This is a genomic window from Dietzia sp. NPDC055340, assembly GCF_053645335.1.
The window spans coordinates 136,062-152,261 of the sequence record NZ_JBSHML010000002.1 but is presented as its reverse complement, the minus strand read 5'-3'; the positions used below and the strand labels follow the sequence as shown (position 1 = coordinate 152,261).

At 70.6% G+C, this 16,200-nt stretch carries 14 protein-coding genes; 5 read left to right on the top strand and 9 right to left on the bottom strand.

Annotated features, from left to right (window positions below; translation table 11 throughout):
• Window positions 1-59 precede the first annotated feature (59 nt).
• From ACWIFB_RS01830 to sucB, 4 genes are all read right to left on the bottom strand, one after another.
• Entirely contained in the window at window positions 60-815 is a 756-nt protein-coding gene (locus ACWIFB_RS01830; protein ID WP_452099446.1) for a DUF4191 domain-containing protein, read from the bottom strand.
• Window positions 816-891: 76 nt separating this feature from the next.
• Entirely contained in the window at window positions 892-1,908 is a 1,017-nt protein-coding gene (lipA, locus tag ACWIFB_RS01825) for a lipoyl synthase (RefSeq protein WP_230929497.1), read from the bottom strand.
• Between the two features lie 21 nt (window positions 1,909-1,929).
• Window positions 1,930-2,607, bottom strand: coding sequence for a lipoyl(octanoyl) transferase LipB (gene lipB / locus ACWIFB_RS01820; protein WP_452099447.1), 678 nt, complete (start codon window positions 2,605-2,607; stop codon window positions 1,930-1,932).
• A gap of 130 nt (window positions 2,608-2,737) precedes the next feature.
• Window positions 2,738-4,588, bottom strand: a complete 1,851-nt coding sequence (gene sucB, locus ACWIFB_RS01815; RefSeq protein ID WP_454057096.1) for a 2-oxoglutarate dehydrogenase, E2 component, dihydrolipoamide succinyltransferase — start codon at window positions 4,586-4,588, stop codon at window positions 2,738-2,740.
• A 315-nt stretch (window positions 4,589-4,903) separates the two neighbouring features.
• Here sucB and ACWIFB_RS01810 point away from each other — a divergent pair, with 315 nt between their 5' ends.
• Window positions 4,904-5,269: an oxidoreductase gene (locus ACWIFB_RS01810; protein ID WP_230929494.1), complete on the top strand. Its 366-nt coding sequence runs from the start codon at window positions 4,904-4,906 to the stop codon at window positions 5,267-5,269.
• 52 nt (window positions 5,270-5,321) lie between these two features.
• Here the strand turns inward: ACWIFB_RS01810 and ACWIFB_RS01805 are convergent, their stop codons facing one another.
• On the bottom strand, window positions 5,322-6,851 hold the full coding sequence (locus ACWIFB_RS01805; protein ID WP_454057095.1) for a leucyl aminopeptidase: 1,530 nt from the start codon (window positions 6,849-6,851) through the stop codon (window positions 5,322-5,324).
• 156 nt (window positions 6,852-7,007) lie between these two features.
• On the opposite strand from ACWIFB_RS01805, the gene gcvT reads away from it, so the two are divergent.
• Together gcvT and ACWIFB_RS01795 are read left to right on the top strand one after the other, a co-directional pair.
• Window positions 7,008-8,120 (top strand): glycine cleavage system aminomethyltransferase GcvT, encoded by a 1,113-nt coding sequence (gene gcvT / locus ACWIFB_RS01800; RefSeq protein ID WP_454057094.1) that lies wholly within the window; start codon window positions 7,008-7,010, stop codon window positions 8,118-8,120.
• Window positions 8,121-8,152: 32 nt separating this feature from the next.
• Complete coding sequence (locus ACWIFB_RS01795; protein ID WP_454057093.1) at window positions 8,153-9,244, top strand: branched-chain amino acid aminotransferase; 1,092 nt, start codon at window positions 8,153-8,155, stop codon at window positions 9,242-9,244.
• Window positions 9,245-9,301: 57 nt separating this feature from the next.
• Here ACWIFB_RS01795 and ACWIFB_RS01790 read toward each other — a convergent pair whose 3' ends face one another.
• From ACWIFB_RS01790 to ACWIFB_RS01780, 3 genes are all read right to left on the bottom strand, one after another.
• Window positions 9,302-10,078: an adenosylcobinamide-GDP ribazoletransferase gene (locus tag ACWIFB_RS01790; protein WP_454057092.1), complete on the bottom strand. Its 777-nt coding sequence runs from the start codon at window positions 10,076-10,078 to the stop codon at window positions 9,302-9,304.
• 6 nt (window positions 10,079-10,084) lie between these two features.
• The gene (cobT, locus tag ACWIFB_RS01785) at window positions 10,085-11,854 is read right to left on the bottom strand and encodes a nicotinate-nucleotide--dimethylbenzimidazole phosphoribosyltransferase (protein ID WP_454057091.1); all 1,770 of its coding nucleotides are present in this window, start codon (window positions 11,852-11,854) and stop codon (window positions 10,085-10,087) included.
• Between the two features lie 69 nt (window positions 11,855-11,923).
• On the bottom strand, window positions 11,924-12,613 hold the full coding sequence (locus ACWIFB_RS01780) for a DUF3043 domain-containing protein (protein WP_452099454.1): 690 nt from the start codon (window positions 12,611-12,613) through the stop codon (window positions 11,924-11,926).
• Between the two features lie 166 nt (window positions 12,614-12,779).
• Between ACWIFB_RS01780 and ACWIFB_RS01775 the strand changes: the two genes are divergently transcribed.
• Window positions 12,780-13,127 carry a HesB/IscA family protein gene (locus tag ACWIFB_RS01775; RefSeq protein WP_230929487.1) on the top strand — a complete coding sequence of 116 codons (348 nt, stop codon included), beginning with the start codon at window positions 12,780-12,782 and terminating at the stop codon, window positions 13,125-13,127.
• 66 nt (window positions 13,128-13,193) lie between these two features.
• The gene (locus ACWIFB_RS01770) at window positions 13,194-14,171 is read left to right on the top strand and encodes a carbohydrate kinase family protein (RefSeq protein WP_452099455.1); all 978 of its coding nucleotides are present in this window, start codon (window positions 13,194-13,196) and stop codon (window positions 14,169-14,171) included.
• 95 nt (window positions 14,172-14,266) lie between these two features.
• On the opposite strand, the gene asnB is transcribed toward ACWIFB_RS01770, so the two are convergent.
• Entirely contained in the window at window positions 14,267-16,192 is a 1,926-nt protein-coding gene (gene asnB, locus ACWIFB_RS01765; protein ID WP_454057090.1) for an asparagine synthase (glutamine-hydrolyzing), read from the bottom strand.
• Window positions 16,193-16,200 lie beyond the last annotated feature (8 nt).

Below are 16,200 nucleotides of genomic sequence, written 5' to 3'. Positions count from 1 at the left end.
CGTGCGCGGACCGGGACCTTGTGTCGTCCCAGGCCGCGGCCGCTCGGCCGTCGGGTCGCTCACCCTCTCCGGCGGGCGCTGCGCTGGATGTTGCGGACCTTGGCGCCCTGGGGGACCGGGCCCTTCGGCATCTGGTTCTGCACCCCGGTCTTGGTGCTCAGCGCGCGAAGCCTGGTGTCGAGCGCATCGACCTTCTGCCGGCTGATGTTCATCGGATACCGGGTGAGTCGACGGTTGAGCTTGCGCAGCGGCACCTGCTCGGGGGTCGTGCCCTCCTCGTCGCCCACGATCAGCTCGTAGATCGGGGTGTCACCCACCACGCGGGCGACCTTCTTCTTCTCCTGCATCATGAGCGGCTTGAGGCGGTGGGGCTGTCCCTCGCCGACGAGCACGATGCCGCAGCGGCCGACGACGCGGTGGACCGCGTCGAAGTTCGTGGTCGCCGCGACCGCCTGGTTGACGCGCCAGCCCGAGCGGAGCTGGTCCAGGGCCCACGCCGCTGCCCCGGGCTGGCCCTCGGCCTTGCCGTACACGGTGTTCTGGATACGGCGGGAGAAGATCGTCATGGCGAGCATGACGCCGACCAGGACGCCCAGCGGGAGCATCCACCACTCGCCGCCCCAGATCTTGCCGAGGAAGAAGAACACCAGGGCGGAGAGGACCACCGCGCCGATCATCAGCGGCCACAGGAGCTTGTCCTGCTTGGACTGGATCTTCAGCGCCTCCCACATCTGGCCGCGCTGTTCCTTGCCCGCCTGCCGCCGAGCGGCCCGGGCCTCCTTCTTGTCCGCCTTGCTGAGCTCGCTCTTCGCCATGCCCATCAGGATACGTGGCCGACACCACGGTTCGAGAACCGCGGTGAGCGCTCCGGGGGAGTGCGGGGGAGAACGGTCAGACGCGAGCCTGTTCGCGCTCCAGGACGCTCGAGGCCTCCTGGGACGCGGCGCCGCCGGTCTTCAGCTGTTCCAGGTGCTCCGGGACCTCTTCGCCACGGTGCTCGAGCGCCTGGACGTAGAGGCGGCCGGCGCGGTACGAGGAGCGGACCAGCGGCCCGGCCATGACGCCGGCGAAACCGATCTCACGGGCCTGCTCGGACAGGTCCACGAACTCCTCGGGCTTGACCCAGCGGTCGATCGGGTGGTGGAGCGGGCTGGGGCGAAGGTACTGCGTGATCGTGAGGATGTCGCACCCGGCGGAGTGCAGATCGCGCATCGCGTCCACGATCTCCTCGGTGGTCTCTCCCATGCCGAGGATGAGGTTGGACTTGGTGACGAGCCCGAAATCGCGGGCAGCGCGGATGACCTCGAGCGACCGGTCGAACCGGAACGCGGGCCGGATGCGCTTGAAGATCCGGGGCACGGTCTCCAGGTTGTGCGCCAACACCTCGGGGCGGGACTCGAACACCTCGGCCAACTGGTCCGGGTTCCCGTTGAAGTCGGGGATCAGATTCTCTACGCCCGTATTGGGATTGAACTCGTGGATCTTGCGGACGGTCTCCGCGTACAGCCACGCACCGCCGTCGGGCAGGTCATCCCGGGCGACTCCGGTGATCGTCGAATAACGCAGCCCCATCTCACGGACCGACTCCGCCACACGGCGGGGCTCGTCGCGGTCCAGGGCGCTGGGCTTGCCCGTGTCGATCTGGCAGAAGTCACAGCGACGCGTGCACTGCTCGCCGCCGATGAGGAAAGTGGCCTCACGGTCCTCCCAGCACTCGTAGATGTTGGGACATCCGGCTTCCTCGCACACCGTGTGCAGGCCGCCGGTACGGACCAGACCCTTGAGTTCCTTGTACTCGGGCCCCATGGTGGCGCGGGTTCGAATCCAGGAAGGCTTACGTTCGATCGGGGTCTCGGCGTTGCGGGCCTCGATACGCAGAAGCTTGCGGCCCTCGGGAGTCACAGTCACGCCAGCCACCCTACGCTCGAATCACACGACGGGCAGCCGGCCGTCCAGGGCCTCCACCAAGTCGGAGGTGGCCTGCTCCAGCACGTCTGACACGGTGACGGTGCGGCCGAGCTCCTCGGTCAACGAGGTGACGCCCGCGTCGACGATGCCGCACGGGACGATCCGCGAGAACGCACCGAGGTCACAGTCGCAGTTGAGCGAGAACCCGTGCATCGTCACCCCGCGCTGGACGCGGATCCCGATCGCCGCGATCTTGCGCTCGGGGCGCCCGTCGGAGGCGGCACACCACACCCCCGAGCGGCCCTCGACCCGACTGACCTCCACCCCGAGGCGGGAGCAGGTGGTGATGAGCGCCTGCTCGACCCGCCGGACGTACTCCACCACGTCGATCGGGTCGGACAGCGCGATGATCGGGTAGCCCACCAACTGGCCGGGGCCGTGCCAGGTGATGCGGCCACCACGGTCGACGTCCACCACCGGGGTGCCGTCCATCGGCCGGTCCGAGGGCTCGGTGCGCTTGCCCGCGGTGTAGGTCGCGGGATGCTCCAACAGCAGGACTGTGTCACCGCGGAGCCCGTCCGCGCGTTCCTCGGCGAGGGTGCGCTGGAGCTCCCACGTGGGGGAGTACTCGACCGTGTCGAGTCGGCGGATCTCCGGAGGGGTCGGGTCGCGGCGGAGGGATTGACCGTTGAAGGGCATGTCCTGCAGCGTAGGCCCCGATGCCGACGGCAGAGGGCGGCCGGCTCGAAAAGCCCCTGCCGATACCCACGTGAGACAGGAGAACGGGCGCCCTCCCGAAAGGAGGGCGCCCGTCGTCAGGACCTACCGGCTACAGCGCGAGGTCGCTCTCGAACTCGGCCTTCTCGAGACGGTCCTTGACCGTGGTGAGGAAGCGGCCGGCGTCAGCGCCGTCGATCAGGCGGTGATCGTAGGTCAGCGGGGTGTAGCCCATCGACCGGATGGCGATCGACTCGCCGTCGTCGTCCGCATCCACCACCGGGCGACGCACGATCGCGCCGGTGCCCAGCATCGCCGCCTGCGGCGGAACCAGGATCGGGGTGTCGAACAGGGCACCCTCGCTGCCGATGTTGGTGATGGTGAACGTGCCACCCGAGAGATCGTCGGGAGTGAGCTTGGCGGCCCGCGCCCGCTCCGCGAGGTCGATGATCGCCTTGGACAGGGTCGGGATATCCATGTCCTGGGCGTTCTTGATGACCGGCGAGAGCAGTCCTGCCTCGGTGTCCACGGCGATGCCGAGGTTCACCGACTCGTGGTAGGTGATCTCGTTGGAGTCCTCGTCGTAGGACGCATTGACGTTCGGATGCGAGACGAGAGCCTCGACCACGGCCTTGGCGTAGAACGGCAGGTAGGTGAGCTTGACGCCGTGCTTGTCGGCGAACTGCTCCTTGACCTGGGCACGAAGCTGCGCAACGCGCGTCATGTCGACCTCGAAGACCTGCGTGAGCTGCGCGCTCGACTGCAGCGACTCACGGGTGATCCGGGCGGTGACCTTGCGGATCCGGTTGGCCTTCTTGGTGGTGCCGCGGAGTTCGGCGAGCTCCGGCCGGACTCCCGCGGACGACGGACCACCGGTGGTGGCCGCCGCCTTGGCGGGGGGCTCCGGAGTGCTCTCGTCCGTGCCGCCCTGCGCCGCTGCGAGGACGTCCTGCTTACGGATTCGGCCACCGATGCCGGTGCCCTTGACCGTGTCCAGGTCCACGCCGTTCTCCTGCGCGAGCTTGCGCACCAGCGGGGTCACGTATGGGGACGACCCCGACTTGGCGGCAGCCGCCGGCTCGGCCCGCTTCGGCACACCCGAGTCGGAGGATGCCTGCGGAGCCGACTTCTCGCGCCGTCCGGCGTCCCCGCCGTCGGTCTTGGCCTCCGCCTTGGCGGCCGCCTTCTTCTCCGGCTCGGGGGTGTCGCCGGCCTTGTCGGCCTGCTTCTCGGCGCCCGAGGCGTCCGTGGCGTCACCCTCGGCCTGCTTGGGGGCCTGCGCCGGGCGGGCCTCCTCCGCGGGCTCGGGTGTGCCCTCGTCCTCTGGCTCGGCCTCGCCGGCGGCGCCCTCGCCGATGACGGCGAGGGTGGCGCCGACGTCGACGGTCTCGTCCTCGTCGGCGACGATCTTCTGGAGGGTGCCGGCGACGGGGGAGGGGATCTCGGTGTCGACCTTGTCGGTGGAGACCTCGAGCAGTGGCTCGTCGACCTCGACGGTGTCGCCGACCGCCTTGAGCCATTTGGTGATGGTGCCCTCGGTGACGGATTCGCCGAGTTCGGGCATGACCACGTCGGTGCCCTTGCCGCTGCCCTTGTTGCCGCCGGAGGCCTTCTCGGCCGGGGCCGGGGTGTCCTCGGCCGGCTCGTCGGTCGAATCGTCAGAGGAGGTGTCCTCGGCCGGCTCGGCGGCGTCCTCGCCAGAGCCGGAATCGTCGGCTCCGCCCGAGCCGTCGTCGATGACGGCGAGCTCGCCGCCGATCTCGACGGTCTCGTCCTCGCCGGCGATGATCTTGGTCAGCGTACCCGCGGTGGGTGAAGGGATCTCGGTGTCGACCTTGTCGGTGGAGACCTCGAGCAAAGGCTCGTCGACCTCGACCGTGTCCCCCTCCTTCTTGAGCCAGCGGGTGACGGTTCCCTCGCTGACGGATTCACCGAGTGCCGGCATCTGTACGGAGAAGGCCATGGTGTCGTGACTCCTCGAGAGTTCTTAGGCGCAGCTCCCGGGCGCGGTCCGCACCCGCGATGAGCGGCGACGTGGGTTGGGCAACAATCTGTTCGTCGGAGCACCGGACCGGTCCGCGGTGGCGCCCAGTCCAGATGATCGTCGTCCATTGTGCCTTCTGCCACTGGTCGGCGTTGCCGGACGCACCGATCCGGGCGCAGGCCGGACCCGGTTCCGGCAGGTGGCCGCTCAGATCTCGGCTGCTGAGGCTCGGTACGATCGCCACATCATGGTCGGACCCACCCCGGACGGGGGTCCGGCGGAAGGAGGCCGACGATGGGGATCCAGGACATCTTCCGACGGCGGAACGCCCGGATCCCCGCCGACCCGGCCGATCTGGACCACTTCCGCCGGTGGTGCCGCACCCGCGTGGGGGTCGAGGCCTTCCTGGAACCGGAGACACTGGTCTCCGTTCCGGGACTGTGCCTGGTGGCGTTCGACGGCGAGTGGACGCGTCGTCCGGTCGGTGACCTGGCCACCGCCCGTCGGATCACCTCCGAACTCAAGGTGCCGCTCTTCGACGCCTCCGTGAACGGGTACCCGCAGCGGATGCGTGACTACGAAGAGGTCCGCATCAAGCGGGAGCGTCGCGAGCGCGCCGAACGTCTACGCGAACAGATGCGCGGGGCCGACGAGCGGTAGCCCGCCCGTCGGCCCCCGGAAGCCGTCGGCGGCCGGAAGCCGCCGAACGCCGTCAGTTGGTCGCGGCGATGTCCTCGAGCACCGCGAGCATGGTCCGCACCGGCACGCCGGTCGCGCCCTTGGGCAGGTAGCCCTCCGGGCCGCCGTCGTTGTACGCCGGACCGGCGATGTCGATATGCGCCCACTCCACGCCCTCGGCCACGAACTCCCGCAGGAACAGGGCCGCCGAGAGCATGCCGCCCCAGCGGTGCGGGGTCACGTTGGTCATGTCGGCGACCTCCGAGTCCAGGCCGTCGCGCAGCTCCTCGGGCAGGGGCATCGACCAGCCACCCTCGCCGACCCCGCGGCTGAGCTCGGAGACGCGGTCGCGGAACTCTTCGGTACCCATGACGCCCGGGGTCTTCTTGCCGAGCGCGACCATCTGGGCACCGGTCAGCGTCGCGGTGTCGATGAGGTGTGAGGGCGAGTCCTCGCAGGCGCGCACGATAGCGTCGGCCAGGATGAGCCGGCCCTCGGCGTCGGTGTTCTGCACCTCGACCGTCGTCCCGCCGTACATGGTCAGCACGTCGCCGGGCCGGTAGGCGGTGGACGACGGCATGTTCTCCGCCATCGGCACCGAGGCGATGACGGTCATGTCCAGCCCGAGGCGCGCGGCCAGGATTACGGTGGCGACCACGGCCGCGGCGCCGCCCATGTCCATGGTCATCTGCTCCATGCCCGCCGCGGGCTTGATGGAGATGCCGCCGGTGTCGAACGTGACGCCCTTGCCCACGAGCGCGACCGTCGGACGCCCCGGGCCGCCACGATGGGTCAGACGCACCAGGCGTGGGCCGCGGGACGAGCCGCCACCCACGGCGAGGATGCCGCCGAACCCGCCCTCGGCGAGCGCGGCCTCGTCCAGCACCTCGACCTCCAGGCCGGCCTCCGCGGCAAGCGCCGCCGCGCGATCAGCGAACGAGCCCGGGAACAACAGGTTGGGCGGGGTGTTGACCAGGTCGCGGGCCAGACCGACGCACTCGGCGATGGTGGCGGCCCGGGAGACCGCGTCCGAGCCGCCCTCGCCGACGAATACCCGGAGGGTGTCCGCGGCGGTTGCGTCGTCGTCGTTCTTCTCGTCCTTCGCCGTGACCTTGGCCGGAGCGAAGGACCCCAACCCGGCGCCCAGGGCGACGGCCTCCGCGCGCCCGGCGTCGAGAAGGACCAGCGCCGACCCGAGGCCACGGCAGGCGCGGGCGGCGGCACCGGCCGCACGGCGCAGGACCTCGTCGGTCCGTTCGTCCTCGGAGCCACCGAGGCCCACCAGCACGACCGAATCGCCGGGGACGCCCGCCGGCGCCGGCACGCGGGTGGTGGCGCCGACCTTGGTCGACGCGCCGATCGACCGGGCGAGCGTGGCCAGCGCAGTGGTCGCCTCACCCTCGAGACCCGGGGCGACGACGACGGGGGCCGCCTTCTTCTCCCCGTCGGCAGCGGCATCCGCGGCGATTCCCACCACCACCACGTCGGACTTCACAGGCGAGGTGACCGCCTCGATCGGGGAGAGGTCCGGGTCGTGGCTGAGGATCGAATCCGCGGTCGGCATAAGGCGCTCCTGGGGTCGTGGGCAACTGGCTGGGCACATCGCCGGGAACAGGTCCCGGGGCCCGCGCACCGTGGCGTGGGCGCCACGGCGAGGGCACCATAGTCTATCGACTAACGTGGGGGTCCAGCCGTACTGGAGAGCGCGAGGAGTGGCGACATGACTGATACCGGAGACCTCTACGAGGGACCACTGCACTCCCGCCATGTCGAGGCTGGGGCGACTTTCGCGCCGTTCGGTGGCTGGTCGATGCCTGTGCAGTACTCCGGAACCGTCGCCGAGCACACCGCGACCCGCGCCTCCGTCGGGCTGTTCGACGTGAGCCACCTGGGCAAGGCGCTCGTGACCGGGCCGGGCGCCGCCGAGTTCGTCAACTCGTGCTTCACGAACGACATCGACCGGATCTCCGCCGGCAGCGCGCAGTACACGCTGTGCTGTGACGACAGCGGCGGCGTGGTCGACGACCTGATCGCCTACCGCGTCTCCGACGAGGAGATCTTCCTCATCCCCAACGCCGCCAACACCGCCGAGGTCGTGCGGATGCTGCAGGCCACCGCCGCCGAGCGCGCGCCCGGGATCACCATCACCGACCAGCACCGCTCGCGCGCCGTGATCGCCGTCCAGGGGCCGCGGTCCGGCGAGGTCCTCACCGCCCTCGGCCTGCCCACCGACCTGGACTACATGGCGTACGTCGACGCCCGCTGGAACGGACACTCCGTGCGGGTCTGCCGTACCGGGTACACCGGCGAGTACGGATTCGAGGTGCTGCCCGCCTGGGACGAGGCCGGCCCGATCTGGGATGCGCTCGCCGAGCAGGTGCTGTCCCGTGAGGGCGCCCTGTGCGGTCTCGGTGCCCGCGATTCGCTGCGCACGGAGGCCGGCTACCCGCTGCACGGCAACGAACTGTCCGTGGACCTCAGCCCGCTCGAGGCACGCTGCGCCTGGGCCATCGGCTGGGACAAGCCCGCCTTCTGGGGGCGCGAGGAACTGCTGCGTCAGAAGGAGGCCGGCCCCGCCCGCCGGATGTACGCGCTCGAGGTCACCGGACGCGGGATCCCGCGCGCCGGACAGACCGTGCGCGCCGGTGGACGCGACGTGGGCGTCACCAGCTCCGGCACGTTCTCACCGACCCTCAAGACGGGGATCGCGCTCGCGTTCATCGAGCTGGACGCGGGTCTGAAGAAGGGCGACGAGGTCGTCGTCGACGTACGCGGACGAGAGGTACCGTGCCGCCTCGCGGTACCCCCGCTCATCGAGATCCGCACCCGCTGACCCGCCCCCTTCCTCCAGGAACGAGACCCGCAATGCCCGAGTTCGACGTCCGTCCGTCCGCCTCGCCGAGATCGACCGCCGAGCGCGAGGCCATCCTCGCCGCCCCCGGCTTCGGCAAGCACTTCACCGACCACATGGTCACCCTCCCGTACTCGAACGGGCAGTGGGGCACCCCGGTCGTGGAGGCGTACGCCCCCCTGTCCATCGACCCGTCCGCCGTGGTCCTGCACTACGCGCAGACGATCTTCGAGGGCCTCAAGGCCTACCGGCAGGCCGACGACTCCATCGCCTCGTTCCGACCCGAGCAGAACGCCGCCCGCTTCAACCGCTCCGCGGAGCGCCTCGCCATGCCGCAGCTGCCCGAAGAGCTGTTCATGGAGTCGTTGCGGCAGATCGTGGCGATCGACCGCGACTGGGTGCCCGCCGCCGGCGGTGAGGAGGCGCTCTACCTGCGGCCCTTCATGATCGCCACCGAGACCGGGCTCGGCGTGCGGCCGGCCGACGAATACCTCTACTCGGTGATCGCTTCCCCGGCCGGCGCGTACTTCTCCCGCGGCGTGGCCCCCGTGAGCGTCTGGCTGAGCACCGAGTACGTGCGCGCCAGCCCCGGCGGCACCGGCGCCGCCAAGTTCGGCGGCAACTACGCCGCCTCGCTGCGCGCCCAGGAGCAGGCCGCGGCCAAGGGATGCGACCAGGTGGTCTGGCTCGACGCGATCGAGCGGAAGTACGTGGAGGAGATGGGCGGGATGAACCTGTTCTTCGTCCTCGGCTCCGGCGACTCCGCCGAGATCGTGACCCCCGAACTGTCCGGCTCGTTGCTGCCGGGCGTCACCCGCGACAGTCTCCTGCAGTTGTCCCGCCACCTCGGCTACCCCGTGACCGAGCGCAAGGTCTCGGTGGACGAGTGGGAGTCGGGCGTGGCCTCCGGCGAGATCACCGAGGTGTTCGCGTGTGGCACCGCCGCCGTCATCACCCCCGTCGGGTCCGTGCAGCACTCCGGCGGCGGCTACACGGTGGGTGACGGCGGGCCGGGGGCGATCACCATGCGGCTGCGCGAGACCCTCACCGGAATCCAGCGCGGCTCCGTCGAGGACCCGTTCGGTTGGATGACCACCCTGGCCTGACGGGCGCGATCCGCCCGGCGACGCCGGGCGGTCACCACGACCCGGCCCGGAGATCGGTCAGAGCAGGAGGACGGCGGCGACGAGAGTCGTCGCCGTTCCCGTCTCTATGGCGGCGCCGAGCACATCGCCGTTGATGCCGCCCAGCCGGCGGACCACATGACGGCCGGCGGCGGCGGTGGCGAGGAACGTGGCCGGGCCCACCGCGGCACCCACGGCCGGCATCCACCAGTGGTCGGGGAGCGGTCCCGCGCCCGCCAGGCCGGCACCTGCGACCACGGTCAGCAGGCCGACCCCGGCCACGGCCATCCTGGACTGGGAGCCGGCGACCATCGCACCGAACCCCGTCGGCGACGCGGGCGGAACGCCCCGCCGGAGGAGCGCGACCGGCAGGCAACGCGAGACGACGAACGCGGCGATCGGCGCGAGCCAGGCACCCGAGTCGACGAGTTGGCCCAGCGCCGCGACCTCGGCGAGAAGAATCAGGGCGAGTACCGCGGCCCCCATCGGACCGATCGACCCGGAGCGCATGATCTGAAGGGCCCGCTCCGGACCGGCGTACGAGCCGAGCGCGTCAGCGGTGTCGGCCAGCGCGTCGACATGCATTCCGCGGGTCACGGCGAGCACCGCCGCGACCCCCACGACACCGGACAACAAGGCGCCCGCGCCGAGGGTGTGCACGCCGTGGGCGGTCGCGGTGGCCAGGGTCCCGCAGACCAGCCCCACGACCGGCAACGCCGTCATCGCGCGCCCGGCCGTGGCCGCATCGGGAACACCGGTGCGACCGACGGGCAGCACGGTCATCCACGACAGCGACACCCGCACCGCGTCCAGCACGAGAGGTCAGTCGTCCCTGCCGCTGACCCCGGCGTCGGCGAAGGTCGCCATCTCCGTGAGGATCGCGATCGCGTTGTGGACGACCGACAGCGCGGCGACGGCGCCACTGCCCTCGCCGAGGCGCATGGAGTGCTCGAGAACCGGCTCGAGGGTCAGGTAGGTCAGCGCGGCGGTGTGAGCCGGCTCGGCACTGCGGTGCCCGGCCACCCACCACTGGCGAGAGCCCGGCGCGAGGGCCTCGGCCATGAGCGCCCCGGCGGTCACCACGGAGCCGTCGAGAATGCACGGCGTCCTGCGGAGCGCGGCCTGGGCGAGGAAGCCGGCCATCGCGGCGATGTCGGCGCCGGCGACCTTGCGGAGCATCGCGACCGGATCCCGCAGATCACCGGACGCCCGGAACATGGCGTCGCGGATGGCGGCGGTCTTGCGCATCCATCCCTCGTCGTCGATCCCGGTGCCCCGCCCGACCAGCTCGACCGGCTCGCGGCCGGTGATCAGGCACGCGAGCACGGTGGCGGGGGTGGTGTTGCCGATCCCGAGGTCTCCGGCGATCAGCAGATCCGCCCCTGCGTCGACCTCCTCGTCGGCGATCCGGCGGCCCGCGGCGATCGCGGCCCGTACCTCGTCCCCGGTCAGCGCGTCCTCGCGGTCGATCGCGCCGGAGGAGCGTCGGATCTTGTGATCGTCGAGCCCACCCGGGCGCTCGGCCGACATCGCGATATCGGCCACCCGGACGGTGGCGCCCGCCTGCCTGGCCAGCACCGATACGGCCGCACCGCCGCCGACGATGTTGTCGGCCATCTGCAACGTGACCTCCTGCGGGAAAGCGGAGACCCCGTGCTCGGCGATGCCGTGGTCGCCGGCGAACACCACGACTCGGGCCCGCTCGAGCCGGCGGGGCGGGCACGCGTCCTGGCAGGCGGCGATCCACGTCGCCAGCTCTTCGAGACGGCCGAGCGAACCGGCCGGCTTGGTGAGCGTCAGCTGCCGCTCCCTCGCCTGCTCCGACACCGTGTGGGAGGGCGGGTGGACGGGGCCGAAGGCCACCGGGTCGTCGTAGTATGCGACGTCGCGGAGGCCGGCGAACTCCGGGCACGGCCCCGTGTCGGTGGCGGGGGACCCGGTGGCGTTGTCGTCGTCGTCGGTGGTGGCGGCGGCGGCGTCGTCCGTCCCGGGCTGCGGGAGAGGCACGGCGGGGGGCCCGGAGGAGGGAGCGGCGGGGACGGCCACGTCGCTCGGCGCCGCTGCCGTCCCGCCGGTCAGAGGGAGGACCCGACCGGCGACGACGAGCACCGCCGAATCACAGACCTCGGCCAGGCGTCGGTTGAGCGAGCCGATCATGTCGGCGAACAGTCGGCCCGCGAGCGTCTCGGACACCACCCCGAGCCCGACCTCCGGGGAGACCAGGACCACCGGCCCGGTGCGGTCGGCGACCGCGGAGACGAGCCCGTCCAGCTCGGTGGCCACGGCCGCACCACCGTCGGCCCAGCCCAGCGTCGCGTCCATCCGGCGGGCCAGCCAGCCGCCGAGATCGTCCACCAGCACGGTCGCGGACGGGTGATCCCGCAGGACGCGGACGACCTCGTCGGTCTCCTCGATGGTCCAGTGCGCGGGCCGACGGCCCCGGTGCGCCGCGATACGCGCCGACATCTCCTCGTCGTCCGCATCGTGACGGGCGGTGGCGACATAGACCACGTCGGTGCCGGCGGAACCGGCCACGGACTCGGCGTGAACGGACTTGCCCGAGCGGGTACCGCCGAGGACGAGCTGGCGCATGGGGTTCGGCCCTTCCGGGGGAGGTCGGTGGATCAGAGCGGTGCGGGGAGCAGGGCGCTCGCGATCAGATCAGATCGTGTCGCCGGGGCGGACACGCGGACGCGGCGTGCGCAGCATCCGGGGCTGCGTCGCGCGCATGACCGCGTACCAGCCCATACCGAACCCGGTGTCCTCGGTGTCGGGGTAGCGTTCCCTGACCACGCGGTTGACCGTTCGGCCGAGGAGGATCCCGTCAATGACGACGACGGCGATGAGCACGAGGAACAGGGTCTGGCTGTACACCATCAGCGTGGGGTTCGGGATCAGCTGGAAGACGATCACGAACAGCGCCAGCGGCATGAACCAGTTGATGAGGCGGCGATGGGTGTCGACCCAGTCGCGGGCGAACCGGCGGACCTCGCCGCGGTCGCGGGAGAGCACGTAACGGTCGTCACCCTCCATCATGAGCTGGCGACGCTCTTCGCGCGCGGCCCGGGCCTCGGCCTTGGCCTCCTTGCGCTCCTCCTTGGTCATGTCGGCCTCGGCGGCCTTGCGGCGGTCGCGGGCCTCCTTGCGGGTCAGCGGAGCCGTGACCGGGCCCTGACGCATACCGCGGGCCCGCTCCTGGTCGCGACGTCTGGGGGTCGGCTTGCCCTTGCCCGCGGGCTTGCGCGGGTCGACGACGGGCCCGGTGTCGGGCTCCGGTTCGGGCCGGGCCTCGGGGGCGGGTGAGCCCTTGCCGTTCTCGTCATCTCTGGAGCCGAATGCGCGCAACTTCACATCACCAGGCTAGGCGATCGGGGAACGGGGCCGGACATTCACCCATACGCGGTGGCAGGCGTATCGTGGGGAGCGGAACGGATGCCGGGGAATAGAGGACTCCCCGCTGGGCGTTGACACACACGAGACGTCCCCGAAGCCCTCTCGGATCGCAAGGAGAACCGACATGACCACTGCGGAGAACACCGCCACCGGCGTTCTGCTCACAGACGCCGCCGCTTCCAAGGCAAAGGCCCTGCTCGAGCAGGAGGGTCGTGACGACCTGTCGCTGCGCATCGCCGTTCAGCCCGGTGGCTGTGCCGGCCTGCGCTACCAGCTTTTCTTCGATGACCGTTCCCTGGACGGCGACGTCATCGATGACTTCGGTGGCGTCAAGCTCGCCGTCGACCGCATGAGTGTCCCGTACCTGACGGGCGCCTCGATCGACTTCGTCGACACCATCGAGAAGCAGGGCTTCACGATCGACAACCCCCAGGCGACCGGTTCGTGCGCCTGCGGCGACTCGTTCAACTGACCCCACGGTCTCAACTGACGACCCGGGCCGACAGATCGTCGTCCCGGGTCGTCTACTGTCTGGGGCATGCCCGTCGTCATCACCGGTTCCATCGCCACCGACCACCTCATGACCTTCTCGGGTCGATTCTCCGAGCAGCTGCTGCCGGACCAGCTCGCGCACGTGTCACTGAGCTTCCTCGTGGACTCGCTCCAGATCCGTCGTGGAGGGGTCGGCGGCAACATCGCGTTCGCGCTCGGCGTGCTCGGCCGCCAGCCGCACCTGGTGGGTGCCGCCGGCGAGGACTTCGCGGACTACCGCGCCTGGCTCGAGCGCCACGGCGTCGACTGCTCGGCGGTGCACATCAGCTCGGCGCTGCACACCGCCCGCTTCGTGTGCACCACCGATTCGGATATGGCACAGCTCGCGTCCTTCTACCCGGGTGCGATGGGGGAGGCCTCCACCATCTCTCTGCCGAAGCTCGTCGAGCGGATCGGCCGACCGGAGCTGGTGTTGATCGGCGCCAATGACCCGACAGCGATGAACTCGCACACCGCGGAGTGTCGCGAGCTCGGGCTGGACTTCGCGGCCGATCCGTCGCAGCAGCTGGCCTTCCTCGACGGCGAGGCGGCTGCGGCGCTCGTCGACGGCGCCCGCTACCTGTTCACCAACGAGTACGAGTACGAGCTCCTGCTCAACAAGACCGGGTGGAGCGCCGAGGAGCTCGACGCCCGGGTCGGCACCCGCATCACCACTCGCGGCGGCAAGGGTGTCGTGATCGTGGAGCAGGGGGCCGAGCCGATCGAGGTCGGCATCGTGCCCTCGACCAACCTGCTCGACCCCACGGGCGTCGGTGACGCCTTCCGCGCCGGCTTCCTCAGCGGCGTGCTCGACGGGCTGTCGCTCGAGCGTTCCGCCCAGTTCGGTGCGCTCATCGCCACCCACGTCCTGGAGACCACCGGCACTCAGGAGTGGACGATCGACCCCGTGGCCGCTCGTCGTCGTCTGGCCGAGACCTACGGCGACGAGGCGGCCGAGGAGCTCGGCGCGCTCCTACCTGCCTGATCCGGGCCACCTCGCAACGAGCAGAGCGTCCAGCACACCTTCACCCGGGAATCGTGTGCTGAACGCTCTGCTCGTTGGGACGCAGTCTTGTCAGGTCAGAGACGGACCGGGTAGTCGCGCTGCTCGATGTCCGGGACGATCCGGCCCTCGACGAAGATGCCGTGCCAGATCATGAAGCAGAGCATCGTCCAGATCCGACGGCTGTGGTCGGAGTCCCCGCGGCGGTGCTCGTCGAGCATCTGCAGGACCGCCGCCTTGTCGACGTACTCGTCCGTGCCGGAGGCCAGGACGTGATCGCGGGCCCAGTCGTGCAGCTCGGGGCCGGCCAGCCAGTGGCGGGTCGGAACGGGGAAGCCGAGCTTCTTGCGGTGCAGCACGTGCGCCGGCACGATCCGCTCGAGCGCGCGGCGTAGCGCGTACTTGGTGGTGCCGTGCGAGATCTTCTCGGAGTGCGGCAGACGGGAGGCCACCTCGTAGACCTCGCGGTCGAGGAACGGCACCCGCAGTTCGAGAGAGTTGGCCATGGTGACCTTGTCCGCCTTGACGAGGATGTCGCCGCGCAGCCAGGTGAACAGATCCAGGTGCTGCATCCGCGCGACCGGGTCCCAGCCGCGGGAGCGCTCGTAGATCGGCGCGGTGACGTCCTGGTGCCCCCACTCCGGACGGTAGTCGCGTAGTACGGACCGGACCTGCTCCTCGGAGAACGAGCGAGCGTTGCCGTAGTAGCGATCCTCGAGGCTCATCGATCCGCGGTGCAGAAGACTCTTGCCGCGGGTGCCCTCGGGGATCCGGGTGCTGGCCTTGCCCAGCGCGCGCCTCAGGCCGCCGGGGATCTTCTCGAACGGCGCGAGGGAGAGCGGCTCCTTGTAGATCGTGTAGCCACCGAACAGTTCGTCTGCGCCCTCACCGGACAGGACCACCTTGACGTGCTTTCGCGCCTCGCGGGCCACGAAGTAGAGGGGGACCAGGGCGGGGTCGGCGACCGGCTCGTCGAGGTACCAGATGATCTCGGGGATCGCGGCGGCGAACTCCTCGGGGGAGACCACCTTGACGATGTGCTCGACGCCGATCGCCGCGGCGGACTCGGCGGCCACGTCGATCTCGGAGTAGCCCTCGCGCTCGAACCCGGTGGTGAAGGTCAGCAGGTTCTCGTTGTGCCGGCGGGCGAGTGCGGCGATCGCGGTGGAGTCGATGCCTCCGGACAGGAACGAGCCCACGGTCACGTCGGCGCGCATGTGCTTGGCGACGGAGTCCTCGAGCGCCGCGGCGATCTGGTCGTAGCGACGCTCGGCGTCGCCGTCGGCGACGGGCACGACAGGGAAGGTGGGCTCGAAGTACCGCTCGATGACCGGTGCGGTACCGGGGGTGATGCGCGCGTGGCAGCCCGACTCGAGGCGTCGTACCCCGCGGGTGAGGGTCTCGTCCTCGGGGACGTACTGGAGGGTGACGTAGTGCTGTAGGGCGCGGGTGTCGAGGGAGGTGTCGACGACGACGAGGTCGAGCAGTTCCGTCACGGACTTCTTCTCGCTGGCGAAGACCGTGCCGCCCTTGCCGCTCGCGATGTACAGCGGCTTGATCCCGAACGGGTCGCGGGCGACGAAGAGCGAGCGCTCGACGGTGTCCCAGATCGCGAAGGCGAACATGCCGCGGAGCCGGCGGACCGCGGCGGGGCCCCAGTGATGGAATGCCACGACGATCGGTTCGCCGTCGCCCTCGGTCCGGAACTCGGCGCCGTGCTTCTCCCGGAGCTCCGCACGGAGCTCGACATAGTTGTAGATCTCGCCGTTGAACACGAGCGCGTAGCGGTCGGGCTGCTCCGGCGGGCCCCAGCGCAGCGGCTGGTGCGAGTGGGCGATGTCGATGATCGACAGCCGGTTGAAACCGAACGCCACGTTCTCGTCGACCCACGTACCGACCTCGTCGGGACCGCGGTGCCGCTGGCATCCCATGGCGCCCAGCACCCGGTTCTCGTGGGTGCGGGCGGAGCCGTCGGGGGTGAGCAGACCAAGTAGGCCACACATGCGTCGGG